17 protein-coding genes are annotated in these 12,625 nt (G+C 42.1%); 15 read left to right on the top strand and 2 right to left on the bottom strand.

The genetic code is table 11. The annotated features are described in order from the left end of the window. The 4 genes from gtfA to asp5 form a co-directional block, all read left to right on the top strand. A partial coding sequence (gtfA, locus tag SMIDD26_RS07095; protein ID WP_061439689.1) for an accessory Sec system glycosyltransferase GtfA occupies window positions 1–1,248 on the top strand: 1,248 nt, incomplete at its 5' end. After that, complete coding sequence (gtfB, locus tag SMIDD26_RS07090; protein WP_061439667.1) at window positions 1,241–2,578, top strand: accessory Sec system glycosylation chaperone GtfB; 1,338 nt, start codon at window positions 1,241–1,243, stop codon at window positions 2,576–2,578. The genes gtfA and gtfB, both read left to right, overlap by 8 nt. Before the next feature lies 1 nt (window position 2,579). Beyond that, window positions 2,580–2,759 carry an accessory Sec system protein Asp4 gene (gene asp4, locus SMIDD26_RS07085; RefSeq protein ID WP_001278708.1) on the top strand — a complete coding sequence of 60 codons (180 nt, stop codon included), beginning with the start codon at window positions 2,580–2,582 and terminating at the stop codon, window positions 2,757–2,759. A 4-nt stretch (window positions 2,760–2,763) separates the two neighbouring features. Beyond that, a complete protein-coding gene (gene asp5 / locus SMIDD26_RS07080) occupies window positions 2,764–2,988 on the top strand; it encodes an accessory Sec system protein Asp5 (protein WP_000569974.1) in 225 nt (74 codons plus the stop codon). 49 nt (window positions 2,989–3,037) lie between these two features. Here asp5 and SMIDD26_RS07075 read toward each other — a convergent pair whose 3' ends face one another. Further along, entirely contained in the window at window positions 3,038–3,991 is a 954-nt protein-coding gene (locus SMIDD26_RS07075; RefSeq protein WP_061439666.1) for an aromatic acid exporter family protein, read from the bottom strand. Window positions 3,992–4,164: 173 nt separating this feature from the next. Further along, window positions 4,165–5,370 (bottom strand): serine/threonine transporter SstT, encoded by a 1,206-nt coding sequence (sstT, locus tag SMIDD26_RS07070; RefSeq protein ID WP_061439665.1) that lies wholly within the window; start codon window positions 5,368–5,370, stop codon window positions 4,165–4,167. 138 nt (window positions 5,371–5,508) lie between these two features. Here sstT and SMIDD26_RS07065 point away from each other — a divergent pair, with 138 nt between their 5' ends. From SMIDD26_RS07065 to SMIDD26_RS07015, 11 genes are all read left to right on the top strand, one after another. Further along, the gene (locus tag SMIDD26_RS07065) at window positions 5,509–6,069 is read left to right on the top strand and encodes a mechanosensitive ion channel family protein (protein WP_001168881.1); all 561 of its coding nucleotides are present in this window, start codon (window positions 5,509–5,511) and stop codon (window positions 6,067–6,069) included. Window positions 6,070–6,126: 57 nt separating this feature from the next. Beyond that, complete coding sequence (locus SMIDD26_RS07060; RefSeq protein ID WP_061439664.1) at window positions 6,127–7,035, top strand: magnesium transporter CorA family protein; 909 nt, start codon at window positions 6,127–6,129, stop codon at window positions 7,033–7,035. 14 nt (window positions 7,036–7,049) lie between these two features. Continuing rightward, a complete protein-coding gene (locus SMIDD26_RS07055) occupies window positions 7,050–7,577 on the top strand; it encodes a YqeG family HAD IIIA-type phosphatase (protein WP_061439663.1) in 528 nt (175 codons plus the stop codon). Between the two features lie 2 nt (window positions 7,578–7,579). Further along, a complete protein-coding gene (gene yqeH, locus SMIDD26_RS07050) occupies window positions 7,580–8,686 on the top strand; it encodes a ribosome biogenesis GTPase YqeH (protein ID WP_061439662.1) in 1,107 nt (368 codons plus the stop codon). A gap of 212 nt (window positions 8,687–8,898) precedes the next feature. After that, entirely contained in the window at window positions 8,899–9,210 is a 312-nt protein-coding gene (gene yhbY / locus SMIDD26_RS07045) for a ribosome assembly RNA-binding protein YhbY (protein ID WP_000060169.1), read from the top strand. Window positions 9,211–9,261: 51 nt separating this feature from the next. Next, window positions 9,262–9,891: a nicotinate-nucleotide adenylyltransferase gene (locus SMIDD26_RS07040; protein WP_061439661.1), complete on the top strand. Its 630-nt coding sequence runs from the start codon at window positions 9,262–9,264 to the stop codon at window positions 9,889–9,891. Beyond that, complete coding sequence (gene yqeK / locus SMIDD26_RS07035; RefSeq protein ID WP_061439660.1) at window positions 9,891–10,484, top strand: bis(5'-nucleosyl)-tetraphosphatase (symmetrical) YqeK; 594 nt, start codon at window positions 9,891–9,893, stop codon at window positions 10,482–10,484. The genes SMIDD26_RS07040 and yqeK overlap by 1 nt, the downstream gene beginning before the upstream one ends. Next, window positions 10,485–10,985: a cysteine hydrolase family protein gene (locus tag SMIDD26_RS07030; RefSeq protein ID WP_061439659.1), complete on the top strand. Its 501-nt coding sequence runs from the start codon at window positions 10,485–10,487 to the stop codon at window positions 10,983–10,985. Window positions 10,986–10,996: 11 nt separating this feature from the next. Next, window positions 10,997–11,350: a ribosome silencing factor gene (gene rsfS / locus SMIDD26_RS07025; RefSeq protein WP_061439658.1), complete on the top strand. Its 354-nt coding sequence runs from the start codon at window positions 10,997–10,999 to the stop codon at window positions 11,348–11,350. Window positions 11,351–11,461: 111 nt separating this feature from the next. Beyond that, on the top strand, window positions 11,462–12,202 hold the full coding sequence (locus SMIDD26_RS07020) for a class I SAM-dependent DNA methyltransferase (RefSeq protein WP_061439688.1): 741 nt from the start codon (window positions 11,462–11,464) through the stop codon (window positions 12,200–12,202). Between the two features lie 9 nt (window positions 12,203–12,211). Continuing rightward, window positions 12,212–12,625, top strand: a 414-nt coding sequence (locus tag SMIDD26_RS07015; protein ID WP_246746971.1) for a nucleotidyltransferase family protein, incomplete at its 3' end; no start/stop codon positions are given.

Raw genomic sequence — 12,625 nt, 5'->3', positions numbered from 1 at the left:
GGTGGTGTCGAAAGTCGCAGAGAAAAGAATGGGAAGGTCTTGCGTGTCTTCTTTTCTGACCAAGATAAGTTTGTCACCTGTTATTTGGTGGATGAGAACAAGGACTTGGTTCAACACGCTGAGTATGTTTTTAAAGGAAAACTGATTCGTAAGGATTACTTTTCTTATACGCGTTATTGTAGCGAATACTTTGCTCCCAAGAATAATGTTGCAGTCCTATACCAAAGAACTTTCTATAATGAAGACGGGACTCCAGCCTATGATATTTTGATCAATCAAGGGAAGGAAGAAGTTTATCGTTTCAAGGATAAGATTTTCTATGGAAAGCAAGCCTTTATGCGTGCCTTTATGAAATCCTTGAATTTGAACAAGTCTGATTTGGTTATTCTTGATAGAGAGACAGGCATTGGACAGGTTGTTTTTGAGGAAGCACAGATAGCGCATTTAGCAGTAGTTGTTCATGCGGAGCATTATAGTGAAAATGCTACAAATGAGGACTATATCCTTTGGAACAACTACTATGACTATCAGTTTACCAATGCAGATAAGGTTGACTTCTTTATCGTATCAACTGATAGACAGAGAGAAGTGTTGCAAGAGCAATTTGCCAAATATACTCAGCATCGTCCAAAGATTGTTACTATTCCTGTAGGAAGTATTGATGCATTAACTGAGTCAAGTCAAGGACGTAAGCCATTCTCTTTGATTACGGCTTCACGTCTTGCCAAAGAAAAACACATTGACTGGTTGGTCAAGGCGGTCATTGAGGCTCGTAAGGAAATTCCTGAATTAACCTTTGATATTTATGGTAGTGGTGGAGAAGATTCTCTTCTTCGAGACATTATTGCAACTCATCAGACTGGGGACTATATCCAACTCAAGGGGCATGCGGATCTTGCGCAGATTTATAGCCAGTATGAGGTCTACTTGACGGCTTCTACCAGCGAAGGCTTTGGTTTGACTTTGATGGAAGCTGTTGGTTCAGGTCTACCACTAATCGGTTTTGATGTGCCTTATGGTAATCAGACATTTATAGAAGATGGGCAAAATGGTTATTTGATTCCAAGTTCATATGACCATGTAGAAGACCAAATCAAGCAAGCTTTTTCAACTAAGATTTGTCAACTGTATCAAGAAAATCGCTTGGAAGCTATGCGTGCCCATTCTTATCAAATTGCGGAAGGCTTCTTAACCAAAGAAATGTTAGAAAAGTGGAAGAAAACAGTAGAAGAGGTGCTCCATGATTGAACTTTATGATCGTTATAGTCAGGAAAGTCGAGATTTACATGAAAGTCTAGTCGCTACTGGTCTTTCTCAACTTGGAGTGGTCATCGATGCAGATGGTTTTCTGCCTGATGGTCTGGTTTCTCCTTTTACTTATTATCTAGGCTATGAAAAGGGAAAACCTCTTTATTTTAACCAAGTTCCTATTCCAGCTTTTTGGGAAATTTCAGGAAATAATCAGTCTGCTCGTATTGAGGATATGACACAGGAGAGAGCTGTCATTCATTATGCTGACGGAATGCAGGCTCGCTTGGTTAAACAGGTAGACTGGAAAGACCTAGAAGGTAGAGTACGTCAGGTTGACCACTATAATCGCTTCGGAGCTTGCTTTGCTACAACGACCTATAGCGCAGATAGTGAGCCGATTATGACGATTTACCAAGATGTCAATGATCAACAAGTTTTGCTTGAAAACCATGTGACGGGTGATATCTTATTGACTTTGCCTGGTCAGTCCATGCGTTACTTTGCCAATAAGGTTGAATTTATCACCTTCTTTTTGCAAGATTTGGAAATAGACACAAGTCAGCTTATCTTTAATACCTTAGCGACTCCTTTCTTGGTTTCCTTCTATCATCCAGATAAGTCTGGCTCAGATGTTTTGGTTTGGCAGGAACCTCTTTATGATGCCATTCCGGGAAATATGCAGTTGATTTTGGAAAGTGATAATGTGCGTACTAAGAAGATCATCATTCCAAATAAGGCGACTTATGAGCGCGCTTTAGAATTGACTGACGAGAAATACCATGCTCAGTTTGTGCACTTGGGTTACCATTACCAGTTCAAACGTGATAATTTCCTTCGAAGAGATGCCTTAATCTTGACCAATTCAGATCAGATTGAGCAAGTGGAAGCAATCGTAGAATCCTTGCCTGATGTCACTTTCCGTATCGCAGCGGTGACAGAGATGTCTTCTAAGCTCTTAGACATGCTTCGCTATCCTAATGTGGTCCTTTATCAGAACGCTAGTCCGCAGAAGATTCAGGAGCTCTATCAACTATCGGATATTTACTTGGATATCAACTATAGCAATGAGTTATTGCAGGCAGTTCGTCAGGCCTTTGAGCATAATATGTTGATTCTTGGATTTAATCAGACGGTGCACAATAGACTCTATATCGCTCCAGATTATCTATTTGAAAGTAGTGAAGTTTCTGCTTTGGTTGAGACCATTAAACTGGCCCTTTCAGATGTTGATCAAATGCGTCAGGCACTTGGCAAACAAGGCCAACATGCAAACTATGTTGACTTGGTGCGATATCAGGAAACCATGCAAACTGTTTTAGGAGGCTAACATGTCAGACGAAGATTTATTTTACAAAGACGTTGAAGGTCGCATGGAAGAGTTGAAACAAAAACCCATCAAGAAGGAAAAAGAAACCCGAGGGGAAAAGATTAGTAAGACTTTTTCACTTTTACTGGGCTTAATGATTCTGATTGGTTTACTCTTTACTTTGCTGGGAATTTTGAGGTAGGCCTATGATTGAAATACTGATTGTTTTAGCTATTGTCCTATCTCTTGCTTTGATTGTATTGGTAACCATCCAACCCCGTCAAAATCAACTATTTTCCATGGATGCCACCAGTAATATTGGTAAACCAAGTTACTGGCAGAGCAACACCTTGGTCAAGGTTCTTACTTTATTGGTGAGTTTGGCCTTATTCGTTTTACTATTAACCTTTATGGTGATAACTTACAAATAAAAGAAAACTTCAGATATTCACCTTTGTGATTGTTCTGAAGTTTTCTTTTTTACTGTCCATATTTTTGGTAAAAATCAACTTTTACTTGGATGAAGGTTTTGGCTTCACGTAGGAGTTGGAGAAGGGTGGCGCGGGTTTCAAATTCGTCTCTTGTTTTGGGCAGACTGCGGTTGCGAAAGACTTCCAGATAGCGTTCAATTTCATCTAGTAAATCAGAGGCAGGATTGGTCTGGCTCAGTTGGCCTGCAATTTTTGAAAAGAGTTGGGCCAAAATCAGGCTTTCACTGGCAGCTAGGTGACAGGTATTGATCTGCTGGGCCATATTTCGCAGGATACGACTTTGTAGCTGTCTCATCTCAAAGTAGTGGATATGGTAGTCGGTCTGGTGAAAGAGGTGGTCAGAGTGATCCAAATAGACCAGTCTGAGGGCTTCTTCCAAAAGGGTATCCAATTCTTCAACCAGCTGTGCTCGGTTGCGTCCATCCCCTCTGGATAAATAATATTTGAAGCGCTGGAGTATATCTTTTAACTTTTCTTCTACCAATGTGTGGTAGTGCTGGATTTCCTCTTCTCGTGAAGGCATGTAGAGGTTGACTAGTAAAGCAAATCCTGTACCGATAGCAAAGAGAAGGAATTCATTGACTAGAAGGTCTGGAGAGGTTGACTCTTGTACCAAGAGGTGGCTAACCAAAACAGTGCTTGGTGTGATGCCAATTTCCCAGCCCATCTTGTAGGCTAGAGGCACATAGAAGGCAAGATAGAGGCCAAGGCTCCAGATATGAAATCCGCTCAAGTGAAAAGCTAGAACACCGATAGCCAGAGCTAGGAGCATGGAAAAGAGTCGATTGCGAGCCAGTTTTAAAGTACTTCTACGCGTATCAGATAGGCTCAAGAGAGCGATAATTCCAGCCGAGATTGCTGAGGAAAGATTGAGAAAATAAGCAAGAAAACAGGCAAGACAGGTAGCTAAGATGAGCTTGGTCGTACGTTGGCTAATAGACATAAGAATTTCCTGATAATACTCAATGAAAATCAAAGAGCAAACTAGGAAGCTAGCCGTAGGCAGTACTTGAGTACGGCAAGGCGAAGCTGACGTGGTTTGAATTTGATTTTCGAAGAGTATAAGTTAGAATAAAAGAGCAAAAGACAAAACCTGAGCAGGCTTGTCTTTATGAGTTATTTTTTACGGGCTGCTGCGTATTCGGCAACGGCGGTAAAGAGGACATCTGTAGAAGAGTTAAGGGCTGTTTCACATGAGTCTTGGATGACCCCAATCACAAATCCAACCCCAACAACTTGCATGGCAATATCGTTAGAAATACCGAAAAGGCTACAAGCAACTGGGATAAGAAGGAGGGAACCTCCGGCAATACCAGAAGCACCGCAGGCTGAGATAGCTGCTACTACACTGAGAACAAAGGCTGTCGCAAAGTCAACAGGGATTCCAAGAGTGTTAACTGCAGCAAGGGTCAAAACGTTAATGGTAATCGCTGCTCCAGCCATATTGATAGTAGAACCAAGTGGGATAGAAACAGAATAGGTATCTGGGTTTAGCCCAAGGTCATGGCAGAGTTTCATGTTGACAGGAATGTTAGCCGCAGAACTACGAGTGAAAAAGGCTGTCACACCGCTGACACGAAGGCAGTTCCAAACTAGAGGGTAAGGATTGCGTCTTATAAAGAAGAAGGCAATCAAGGGGTTGACCACAAGGGCAACAAAAAGCATAGTCGTTACTAATAGAACCAATAAAATACCGTAGTTGGCAAGGCTTCCGATTCCCTTGTCAGAAATGGTTTTAAAAACAAGGCCAAGGATTCCAAATGGAGCCAGGTTGATGATCCATTCGACAATTTTAGAAGTCATGTCAGCGATAGTTTTTAGTAATTCTTTACTATTTTTGCTGGCTTCTCTCATGGCAATCCCGAAAACAACTGCCCAAGATAGGATACCGATGTAGTTGGCAGTAATGAGGGCATTGACTGGATTGTCAACCAGTTTGAGCAAGAGGTTGCTGAGGACCTGCCCAATCCCATCTGGTGGTGCAATTTCAGTATTGGCACTATTTAGGGTGATTTCAATAGGGACGATGAAACTTGCTAGTACAGCTACAAGAGCAGCGGCGAAAGTCCCTAGGATATACAAGAAAATAACAGTTTTCATATTGCTATCTTGCCCCTTTTGATGTTGGGAAAGGGCATTGGCAACGAGGGCAAAGACTAGGATAGGAGCAACAGCTTTTAGACCTCCGACGAATAAATCCCCGAGTAGCCCAATTCCTGAGAGATTAGGAAGGGTCAGTCCTAGGATTCCCCCACAAAGCATACCAATCAAGATACGCTTGACAAGGCTTGCCTTATTCCAAGCATGAATGATTCTTTTCATAATAATCTCCTTTTTGTGTAGTGATTATGATTATAGTATAAATGATAGACAAAATCAAGAATTTTCTGTCTATTTTTTGAATATTTATGGAGAATGAGACTGATGAAAATATGGTATAATGAAATAAAGGAGTTTTATATGCAAAAATTTATTCAAGCTTATATTGAAAAGCTAGATGTGACAACCATTATCGAGAATATTCTAACCAAGATTATTTCTCTTTTACTGCTTTTGATTGTATTTTATATTGCTAAAAAAATGCTTCATACCATGGTTCAGAGAATTGTCAAACCTTCTCTAAAAATGTCTCATCATGATGTCGGGCGCCAAAAGACTATTGCGCGTTTACTAGAAAATGTGTTTAATTATACGCTATATTTCTTTTTACTCTACTGTATTTTATCGATTTTAGGTTTGCCAGTTTCTAGTTTGCTTGCTGGAGCTGGTATTGCTGGGGTGGCTATTGGGATGGGAGCCCAAGGTTTTCTGTCTGATGTCATCAATGGCTTTTTCATCCTTTTTGAACGTCAACTGGATGTGGGAGATGAGGTCGTTCTGACAAATGGCCCCATTACTGTATCGGGCAAGGTCGTCAGCGTGGGAATTCGTACGACCCAGCTTCGTAGTGAGGAGCAAGCTCTTCACTTTGTCCCTAACCGAAATATCACAGTTGTTAGCAATTTCTCACGCACAGACTAGACCTGTTATTTTAAGTAATTTGTGGTACAATAGAGAGAGTTTAATAAAGGAGAAAAGATGGTTTTAGAAAAGCAGTTGGGCAATGGTTGTACCTGGATAGACCTTGATGTGGATAAGATTAAAAATATGGAAGATCTTTCTGACATCTATGGATTGGACAAGGAAACCATTGAGTATGCTCTGGATAGAAATGAACGAGCTCATATGGATTATAACCGTGAAACGGAGACGGTAACCTTTATTTATAATGTTCTTGATTTAGAAAAAGACAAAGAATATTATGAAGCGATTCCGATGACCTTTATCGTTGAAAAACAACGGCTGATTACTATCAGCAATCACAAGAATACTTATGTGATTAAACGCATGGCAATCTACCTTGAAAGCCATGAAATTATTTCAATCTACAAATTTCTTTTTGCCAGTCTGGAAATCATCAGCAATGCCTACTATCCTGTCATTGAGCAGATGGACAAGAGTAAGGACGAGGTTAATGGCCTCTTGCGCCAGCGGACGACTAAGAAAAACCTTTTTGCGCTTTCCGACTTGGAGACCGGTATGGTTTATCTGACGGCGGCTGCCAAGCAAAATCGCATGTTGCTGGAACATATCCAAGGTCATGCCTTGTATCGTAGTTTTAACGAGATTGAGAGAGAACAGTTTGATGATGCCATGATTGAGGCTCATCAGCTGGTGTCCATGACAGACTTGATTTCTCAAGTCCTTCAACAACTTTCAGCATCTTACAACAACATCCTAAACAACAATCTGAATGATAATTTGACAACCTTGACTATCATCTCAGTCTTGCTAGCTGTTTTGGCAGTCGTGACAGGATTTTTCGGAATGAATGTTCCCCTACCTTTAACAGATGAACCAAATGCTTGGCTCTACATTAGCTTGGCCAGTGCTGGTTTGTGGATTGTCCTGTCATTGTTACTAAGGAAAATTGCGAAAAAAAGTTAAGAAAAGGAGCCAGAATGGCGATTGAAAATTATATGCCAGATTTTGCTGTGGAAGCAGTTTATGATCTGACAGTCCCAAGCCTGCAGGCGCAGGGAATCAAGGCTGTTTTGGTCGATTTGGATAATACTCTCATTGCTTGGAATAATCCTGACGGGACGCCAGAGATGAAGCAATGGCTACATGACCTTCGGGACGCGGGCATTCGCATTATTTTAGTGTCAAATAACACTAAAAAACGCGTCCAACGAGCAGTTGAGAAATTTGGGATTGATTACGTTTATTGGGCTCTGAAGCCCTTCACATTTGGGATTGACCGTGCCATGAAGGAATTTCACTATGAGAAAAGCGAAGTGGTCATGGTTGGTGACCAGCTCATGACAGATATTCGAGCAGCCCACCGTGCTGGCATTCGCTCGATTTTAGTCAAACCCTTGGTCCAGCATGACTCGATCAAAACGCAGATTAACCGAGCTCGTGAGCGCCGTGTCATGCGAAAAATCACTGAAAAGTACGGACCGATTACATATAAAAAAGGAATTTAACTATGGAAGAAATTCTCTGTATTGGTTGTGGAGCGACCATTCAGACGACAGACAAGGCTGGTCTTGGATTTACTCCTCAGTCAGCACTTGAAAAAGGTTTGGAGACTGGCGAAGTCTATTGCCAACGCTGTTTCCGTCTCCGCCAGTATAATGAGATCACGGATGTCCAGTTGACGGACGATGATTTCCTCAAGCTCTTGCACGAGGTAGGAGACAGTGATGCCTTGGTAGTCAATGTCATTGACATTTTTGATTTTAATGGCTCTGTCATTCCAGGTTTGCCACGTTTCGTCTCGGGCAATGATGTCCTCTTGGTCGGAAATAAAAAAGATATCCTGCCCAAGTCTGTTAAAACGGGCAAGATTAGCCAGTGGCTCATGGAGCGTGCCCACGAAGAAGGGCTTCGTCCAGTTGATGTCGTCCTAACTTCAGCCCAAAACAAACATGCTATTAAGGAAGTCATTGACAAGATTGAGCACTACCGTAAGGGCCGTGATGTCTATGTGGTCGGTGTAACCAACGTTGGAAAATCAACTCTAATCAATGCCATTATCCAAGAGATCACGGGTGATCAGAATGTCATTACGACTTCGCGTTTCCCAGGGACAACCTTGGACAAGATCGAGATTCCGCTTGACGACGGATCTTATATTTACGATACGCCGGGGATTATCCACCGCCACCAGATGGCCCACTACTTGACGGCCAAAAACCTCAAGTATGTCAGCCCTAAAAAGGAAATCAAGCCTAAAACCTATCAGCTCAATCCTGAACAAACCCTGTTTTTAGGTGGACTCGGACGCTTTGACTTCATTGCGGGTGAAAAGCAAGGTTTCACTGCCTTTTTTGACAACGAATTGAAACTCCATCGTACTAAGCTTGAAGGCGCTAGTGCTTTCTATGACAAGCACGTCGGAACCCTTCTAACACCACCAAATAGCAAGGAAAAAGAAGATTTTCCAAAACTAGTCCAACATGTATTTAACATCAAGTATAAGACAGACCTAGTCATCTCAGGACTCGGCTGGATCCGCGTAACAGGCACTGCCAAAGTCGCCGTCTGGGCACCAGAAGGCGTCGCCGTCGTCACACGAAAAGCAATAATTTAAAATAAAATCACTGAGCGAACAAAGTGAGCTAATAAAAAGATAGTTATTGCCGTGGTGTCTTGCCAATCGTTAGATTGGTAAGGGGCACAATTGAGACCTAGGCTCAATTGTGAGGTCAAGAAATCCATTTTTCAAAGATGAAATCTTTGAAAAATTAGTTCCGACCGTCCCTCACCACCTAAAATAACTATCAAAAAAACAAGGAAGAAATTATGTCATTAACATCAAAACAACGTGCCTTCCTCAACAGTCAGGCACACACCCTCAAACCCATCATCCAAATCGGGAAAAATGGACTTAACGACCAAATCAAAACCAGCGTCCGTCAGGCTCTTGACGCACGGGAATTGATTAAGGTTACACTCTTGCAAAATACAGATGAAAACATCCACGAAGTGGCTGAAATCTTGGAAGAAGAAATCGGTGTGGACACAGTCCAAAAAATCGGACGCATCTTGATTTTGTTTAAACAGTCTAGCAAGAAAGAGAATCGCAAGATTTCTAAAAAAGTCAAAGAAATCTAAAAAATCTACTCCAAATAACTGTTTTTACAGAGAAATAAAGGAGACTAGCCTATGGCAATCGAATTATTGACTCCCTTTACCAAGGTAGAGTTGGAGCCAGAAATCAAGGAGAAAAAACGCAAGCAAGTCGGGATTTTAGGGGGAAATTTTAACCCTGTTCACAATGCCCATCTGATTGTTGCGGACCAAGTACGCCAGCAGTTGGGACTGGACCAGGTTTTGCTCATGCCTGAGTACCAACCTCCTCATGTAGATAAAAAGGAAACCATCCCTGAACACCATCGTCTCAAGATGCTTGAATTGGCGATTGAGGGGATTGAAGGCCTAGCCATTGAAACCATTGAGTTGGAGCGCAAGGGCATTTCCTACACCTACGACACCATGAAGCTTCTAACTGAGAAGAATCCAGATACGGATTATTACTTTATCATCGGTGCCGACATGGTGGACTATCTGCCTAAGTGGTACCGAATTGATGAGCTGGTTGACATGGTTCAATTTGTGGGAGTTCAGCGCCCACGCTATAAGGCTGGAACTTCCTATCCAGTTATCTGGGTGGATGTGCCTCTCATGGATATCTCGTCCAGCATGGTGCGTGACTTCATTGCCCAAGGTCGGAAACCCAACTTTCTCCTACCTCAGCCAGTGCTGGACTACATCGAGAAGGAGGGACTTTACTGATGGCCTATCAAGACTATATCAACTGCTCCCGTGAGGCTTTGTTGGAAAAAATGGCCGAGCTTCTACCCGAAAAACGCTTAACCCATTGCTTGGGTGTAGAGCGTGCAGCCATAGAATTGGCTCAGCGATTTGGAGTTGATACCGAGAAAGCAGGTCTTGCAGGTCTTCTTCATGACTATGCTAAAAAGCTGTCAGATCAGGAATTTCTAGACTTGATTGACCGTTATCAGCTAGACCCTGACCTCAAAAACTGGGGCAATAATGTCTGGCATGGTATGGTCGGAATTTACAAAATTCAGGAAGATTTGGATTTGCATGATCCGGAAATCCTGCGAGCCATTGAAATCCATACAGTCGGTGCTGGTCAGATGACAGACCTAGATAAGGTCATCTACGTCGCAGACTATATCGAGCACAATCGTGCCTTTCCAGGTGTGGATATGGCGCGTGAGATTGCTGAGCTATCGCTCAATAAGGCAGTGGCCTACGAAACAGCTCGTACCGTGGAGCATCTAGCTCATCAGGGATTTCCTATCTATCCCCAAACCCTTGAAACCTATAACGCCTTTGTGCACTATTTGAAAGAGGACTAAATGAAGACGGCTTTTATAATCATTGATGTTCAGAATATTTTAGTGGAAACCGGTTTTCAGACAAATAGTCTATTGGAAAAAATTTCTTATTTACAAAACCAGGCTAGAAGCAAGAATATAGAAATTATTTATGTTCAACATATTGAGAACTCTGAAGCTCAAACATCAGAAGATTGGCAGTTATCTGAACTTTTAAGTCGAAAACCTAATGAAAAGGTCTTTCAGAAGAAGTATAACAGTATTTTCAAAGAAACTGGTTTAAAAAAATACTTGGATAAACAGGGGGTTGAAAAATTAGTTTTATGTGGTATGCAGACAGAATATTGTGTGGATACCTCTGTCAAGGTTGCCTTTGAATATGGCTATCAGCTTATTATTCCAGAAGGTGCTGTCACAACTTTTGATGGAGATGACATTCCAGCAGAAACGATAAATGAATTTTATGAGGACATTTGGGAGGAGCGCTTTGCAGATGTCCTAGATTATAAAAATATTTTTTAAAAGAGGACTAAATGAACGAAAAAGAATTACTAGAACTAGTCGTGAAAGCGGCTGATGAGAAACGTGCGGAGGATATCCTCGCACTTGACGTACAAGATTTGACTAGCGTAACGGATTACTTTGTTATTACTAGTTCAATGAATAGCCGTCAGTTGGACGCTATCGCTGACAATATCCGTGAAAAAGTAGCGGAAGCTGGTTTTAAAGGCAGCCATATCGAAGGCGATGCAGCTGGAGGTTGGGTCTTGCTAGACCTCGGTGGAGTCGTAGTGCATATCTTCTCAGAAGAAATGCGTGCCCACTATAACCTAGAAAAACTATGGCATGAGGCGAATTCTGTAGATATTTCAGAAGTTCTTGCTTAGAAGATGAACTCAGTTGCAGTCAACTGGGTTTCTTTGCTTATTTTAGAAAAAAATGGATAGAAAGGTATAGAGCGAGTGGTGTTTGCCATGGAGGCTCTTGGTATCATGATTATGGCAACTTATGAAACCTTTGCGGCTGTTTACGATGCTGTGATGGATGATAGTTTATACGATAAATGGACTGATTTTTCTCTTCGTCATTTGCCAAAAACTAAGGAGAGAAAGAAACTCTTGGAATTGGCTTGTGGGACAGGAATTCAATCAGTGCGCTTCTCTCAGGCTGGTTTTGATGTGACTGGACTGGACTTGAGCGCAGATATGTTGAAAATTGCCGAAAAGAGAGCGGCTTCAGCCAAGCAAAAGATTGATTTTATGGAAGGCAATATGCTGGATTTGTCTAAGGCAGGTCAATACGACTTTGTCACGTGTTACTCGGACTCAATCTGCTACATGCAGGATGAGGTGGAAGTAGGGGATGTTTTTAAGGAAGTGTATAATGCCCTTAATGAAGACGGAGTTTTCATCTTTGACGTGCACTCGACCTACCAGACAGATGAAGTATTCCCTGGCTATTCTTACCATGAAAATGCGGAAGATTTCGCCATGCTCTGGGATACCTATGAGGATGCGGCACCTCACTCCATCGTCCATGAGCTGACTTTCTTTGTCAAGGAGGCGGACGGTTCCTTTAGTCGTCACGATGAAGTACATGAAGAGCGGACCTATGAAGTCTTGACCTATGATATTTTGCTAGAACAGGCTGGATTCAAATCCTTCAAACTCTATGCCGACTTTGAGGATAAGGAGCCAACAGAAACCAGTACCCGTTGGTTTTTTGTCGCGCAGAAGTAGGAGATTATCATGACCATCACAGGTATTATCGCGGAGTTTAATCCCTTTCATAATGGGCACAAATACCTGCTGGATCAGGCAGAGGGGTTGAAAATCGTAGCTATGTCTGGAAATTTCATGCAACGTGGAGAGCCTGCTATCGTAGACAAGTGGACTCGGGCCCAGATGGCGCTGGAAAATGGAGCAGATTTGGTAGTGGAATTGCCCTTTTTAGTCAGTATTCAGGCAGCTGATTTCTTTGGTCAAGGAGCTGTGGATATCTTGGCTAGGTTGGGCATAGATAGCCTCGCTTTTGGGACAGAAGAAGTTCTAGATTATCAAAAAATCGCTGACTTATACACAGAGCTGGGGGCTGAGATGGAGAAATTTGTGGAAAATCTGCCTGATTCCCTTTCCTATCCCCAGAAAACCCAAGCCATGTGG

The organism is Streptococcus mitis (genome assembly GCF_001579035.1).
In the GTDB taxonomy this organism is placed as follows: domain Bacteria; phylum Bacillota; class Bacilli; order Lactobacillales; family Streptococcaceae; genus Streptococcus; species Streptococcus mitis_J.
Note: the sequence above shows the minus strand (reverse complement) of the source record. Positions and strands in the feature narration are given on the sequence as shown.

Coding starts and splice junctions, on each gene's coding strand:
- SMIDD26_RS07055 (WP_061439663.1), top strand. CDS start 7,050: ATGGCGATTGAAAATTATATGCCAGATTTTGCTGTGGAAGCAGTTTAT.
- sstT (WP_061439665.1), bottom strand. CDS start 5,370: ATGAAAAGAATCATTCATGCTTGGAATAAGGCAAGCCTTGTCAAGCGT.
- yhbY (WP_000060169.1), top strand. CDS start 8,899: ATGTCATTAACATCAAAACAACGTGCCTTCCTCAACAGTCAGGCACAC.
- SMIDD26_RS07020 (WP_061439688.1), top strand. CDS start 11,462: ATGGCAACTTATGAAACCTTTGCGGCTGTTTACGATGCTGTGATGGAT.
- rsfS (WP_061439658.1), top strand. CDS start 10,997: ATGAACGAAAAAGAATTACTAGAACTAGTCGTGAAAGCGGCTGATGAG.
- SMIDD26_RS07040 (WP_061439661.1), top strand. CDS start 9,262: ATGGCAATCGAATTATTGACTCCCTTTACCAAGGTAGAGTTGGAGCCA.
- yqeK (WP_061439660.1), top strand. CDS start 9,891: ATGGCCTATCAAGACTATATCAACTGCTCCCGTGAGGCTTTGTTGGAA.
- yqeH (WP_061439662.1), top strand. CDS start 7,580: ATGGAAGAAATTCTCTGTATTGGTTGTGGAGCGACCATTCAGACGACA.
- SMIDD26_RS07030 (WP_061439659.1), top strand. CDS start 10,485: ATGAAGACGGCTTTTATAATCATTGATGTTCAGAATATTTTAGTGGAA.
- SMIDD26_RS07060 (WP_061439664.1), top strand. CDS start 6,127: ATGGTTTTAGAAAAGCAGTTGGGCAATGGTTGTACCTGGATAGACCTT.
- SMIDD26_RS07075 (WP_061439666.1), bottom strand. CDS start 3,991: ATGTCTATTAGCCAACGTACGACCAAGCTCATCTTAGCTACCTGTCTT.
- asp5 (WP_000569974.1), top strand. CDS start 2,764: ATGATTGAAATACTGATTGTTTTAGCTATTGTCCTATCTCTTGCTTTG.
- gtfB (WP_061439667.1), top strand. CDS start 1,241: ATGATTGAACTTTATGATCGTTATAGTCAGGAAAGTCGAGATTTACAT.
- SMIDD26_RS07065 (WP_001168881.1), top strand. CDS start 5,509: ATGCAAAAATTTATTCAAGCTTATATTGAAAAGCTAGATGTGACAACC.
- asp4 (WP_001278708.1), top strand. CDS start 2,580: ATGTCAGACGAAGATTTATTTTACAAAGACGTTGAAGGTCGCATGGAA.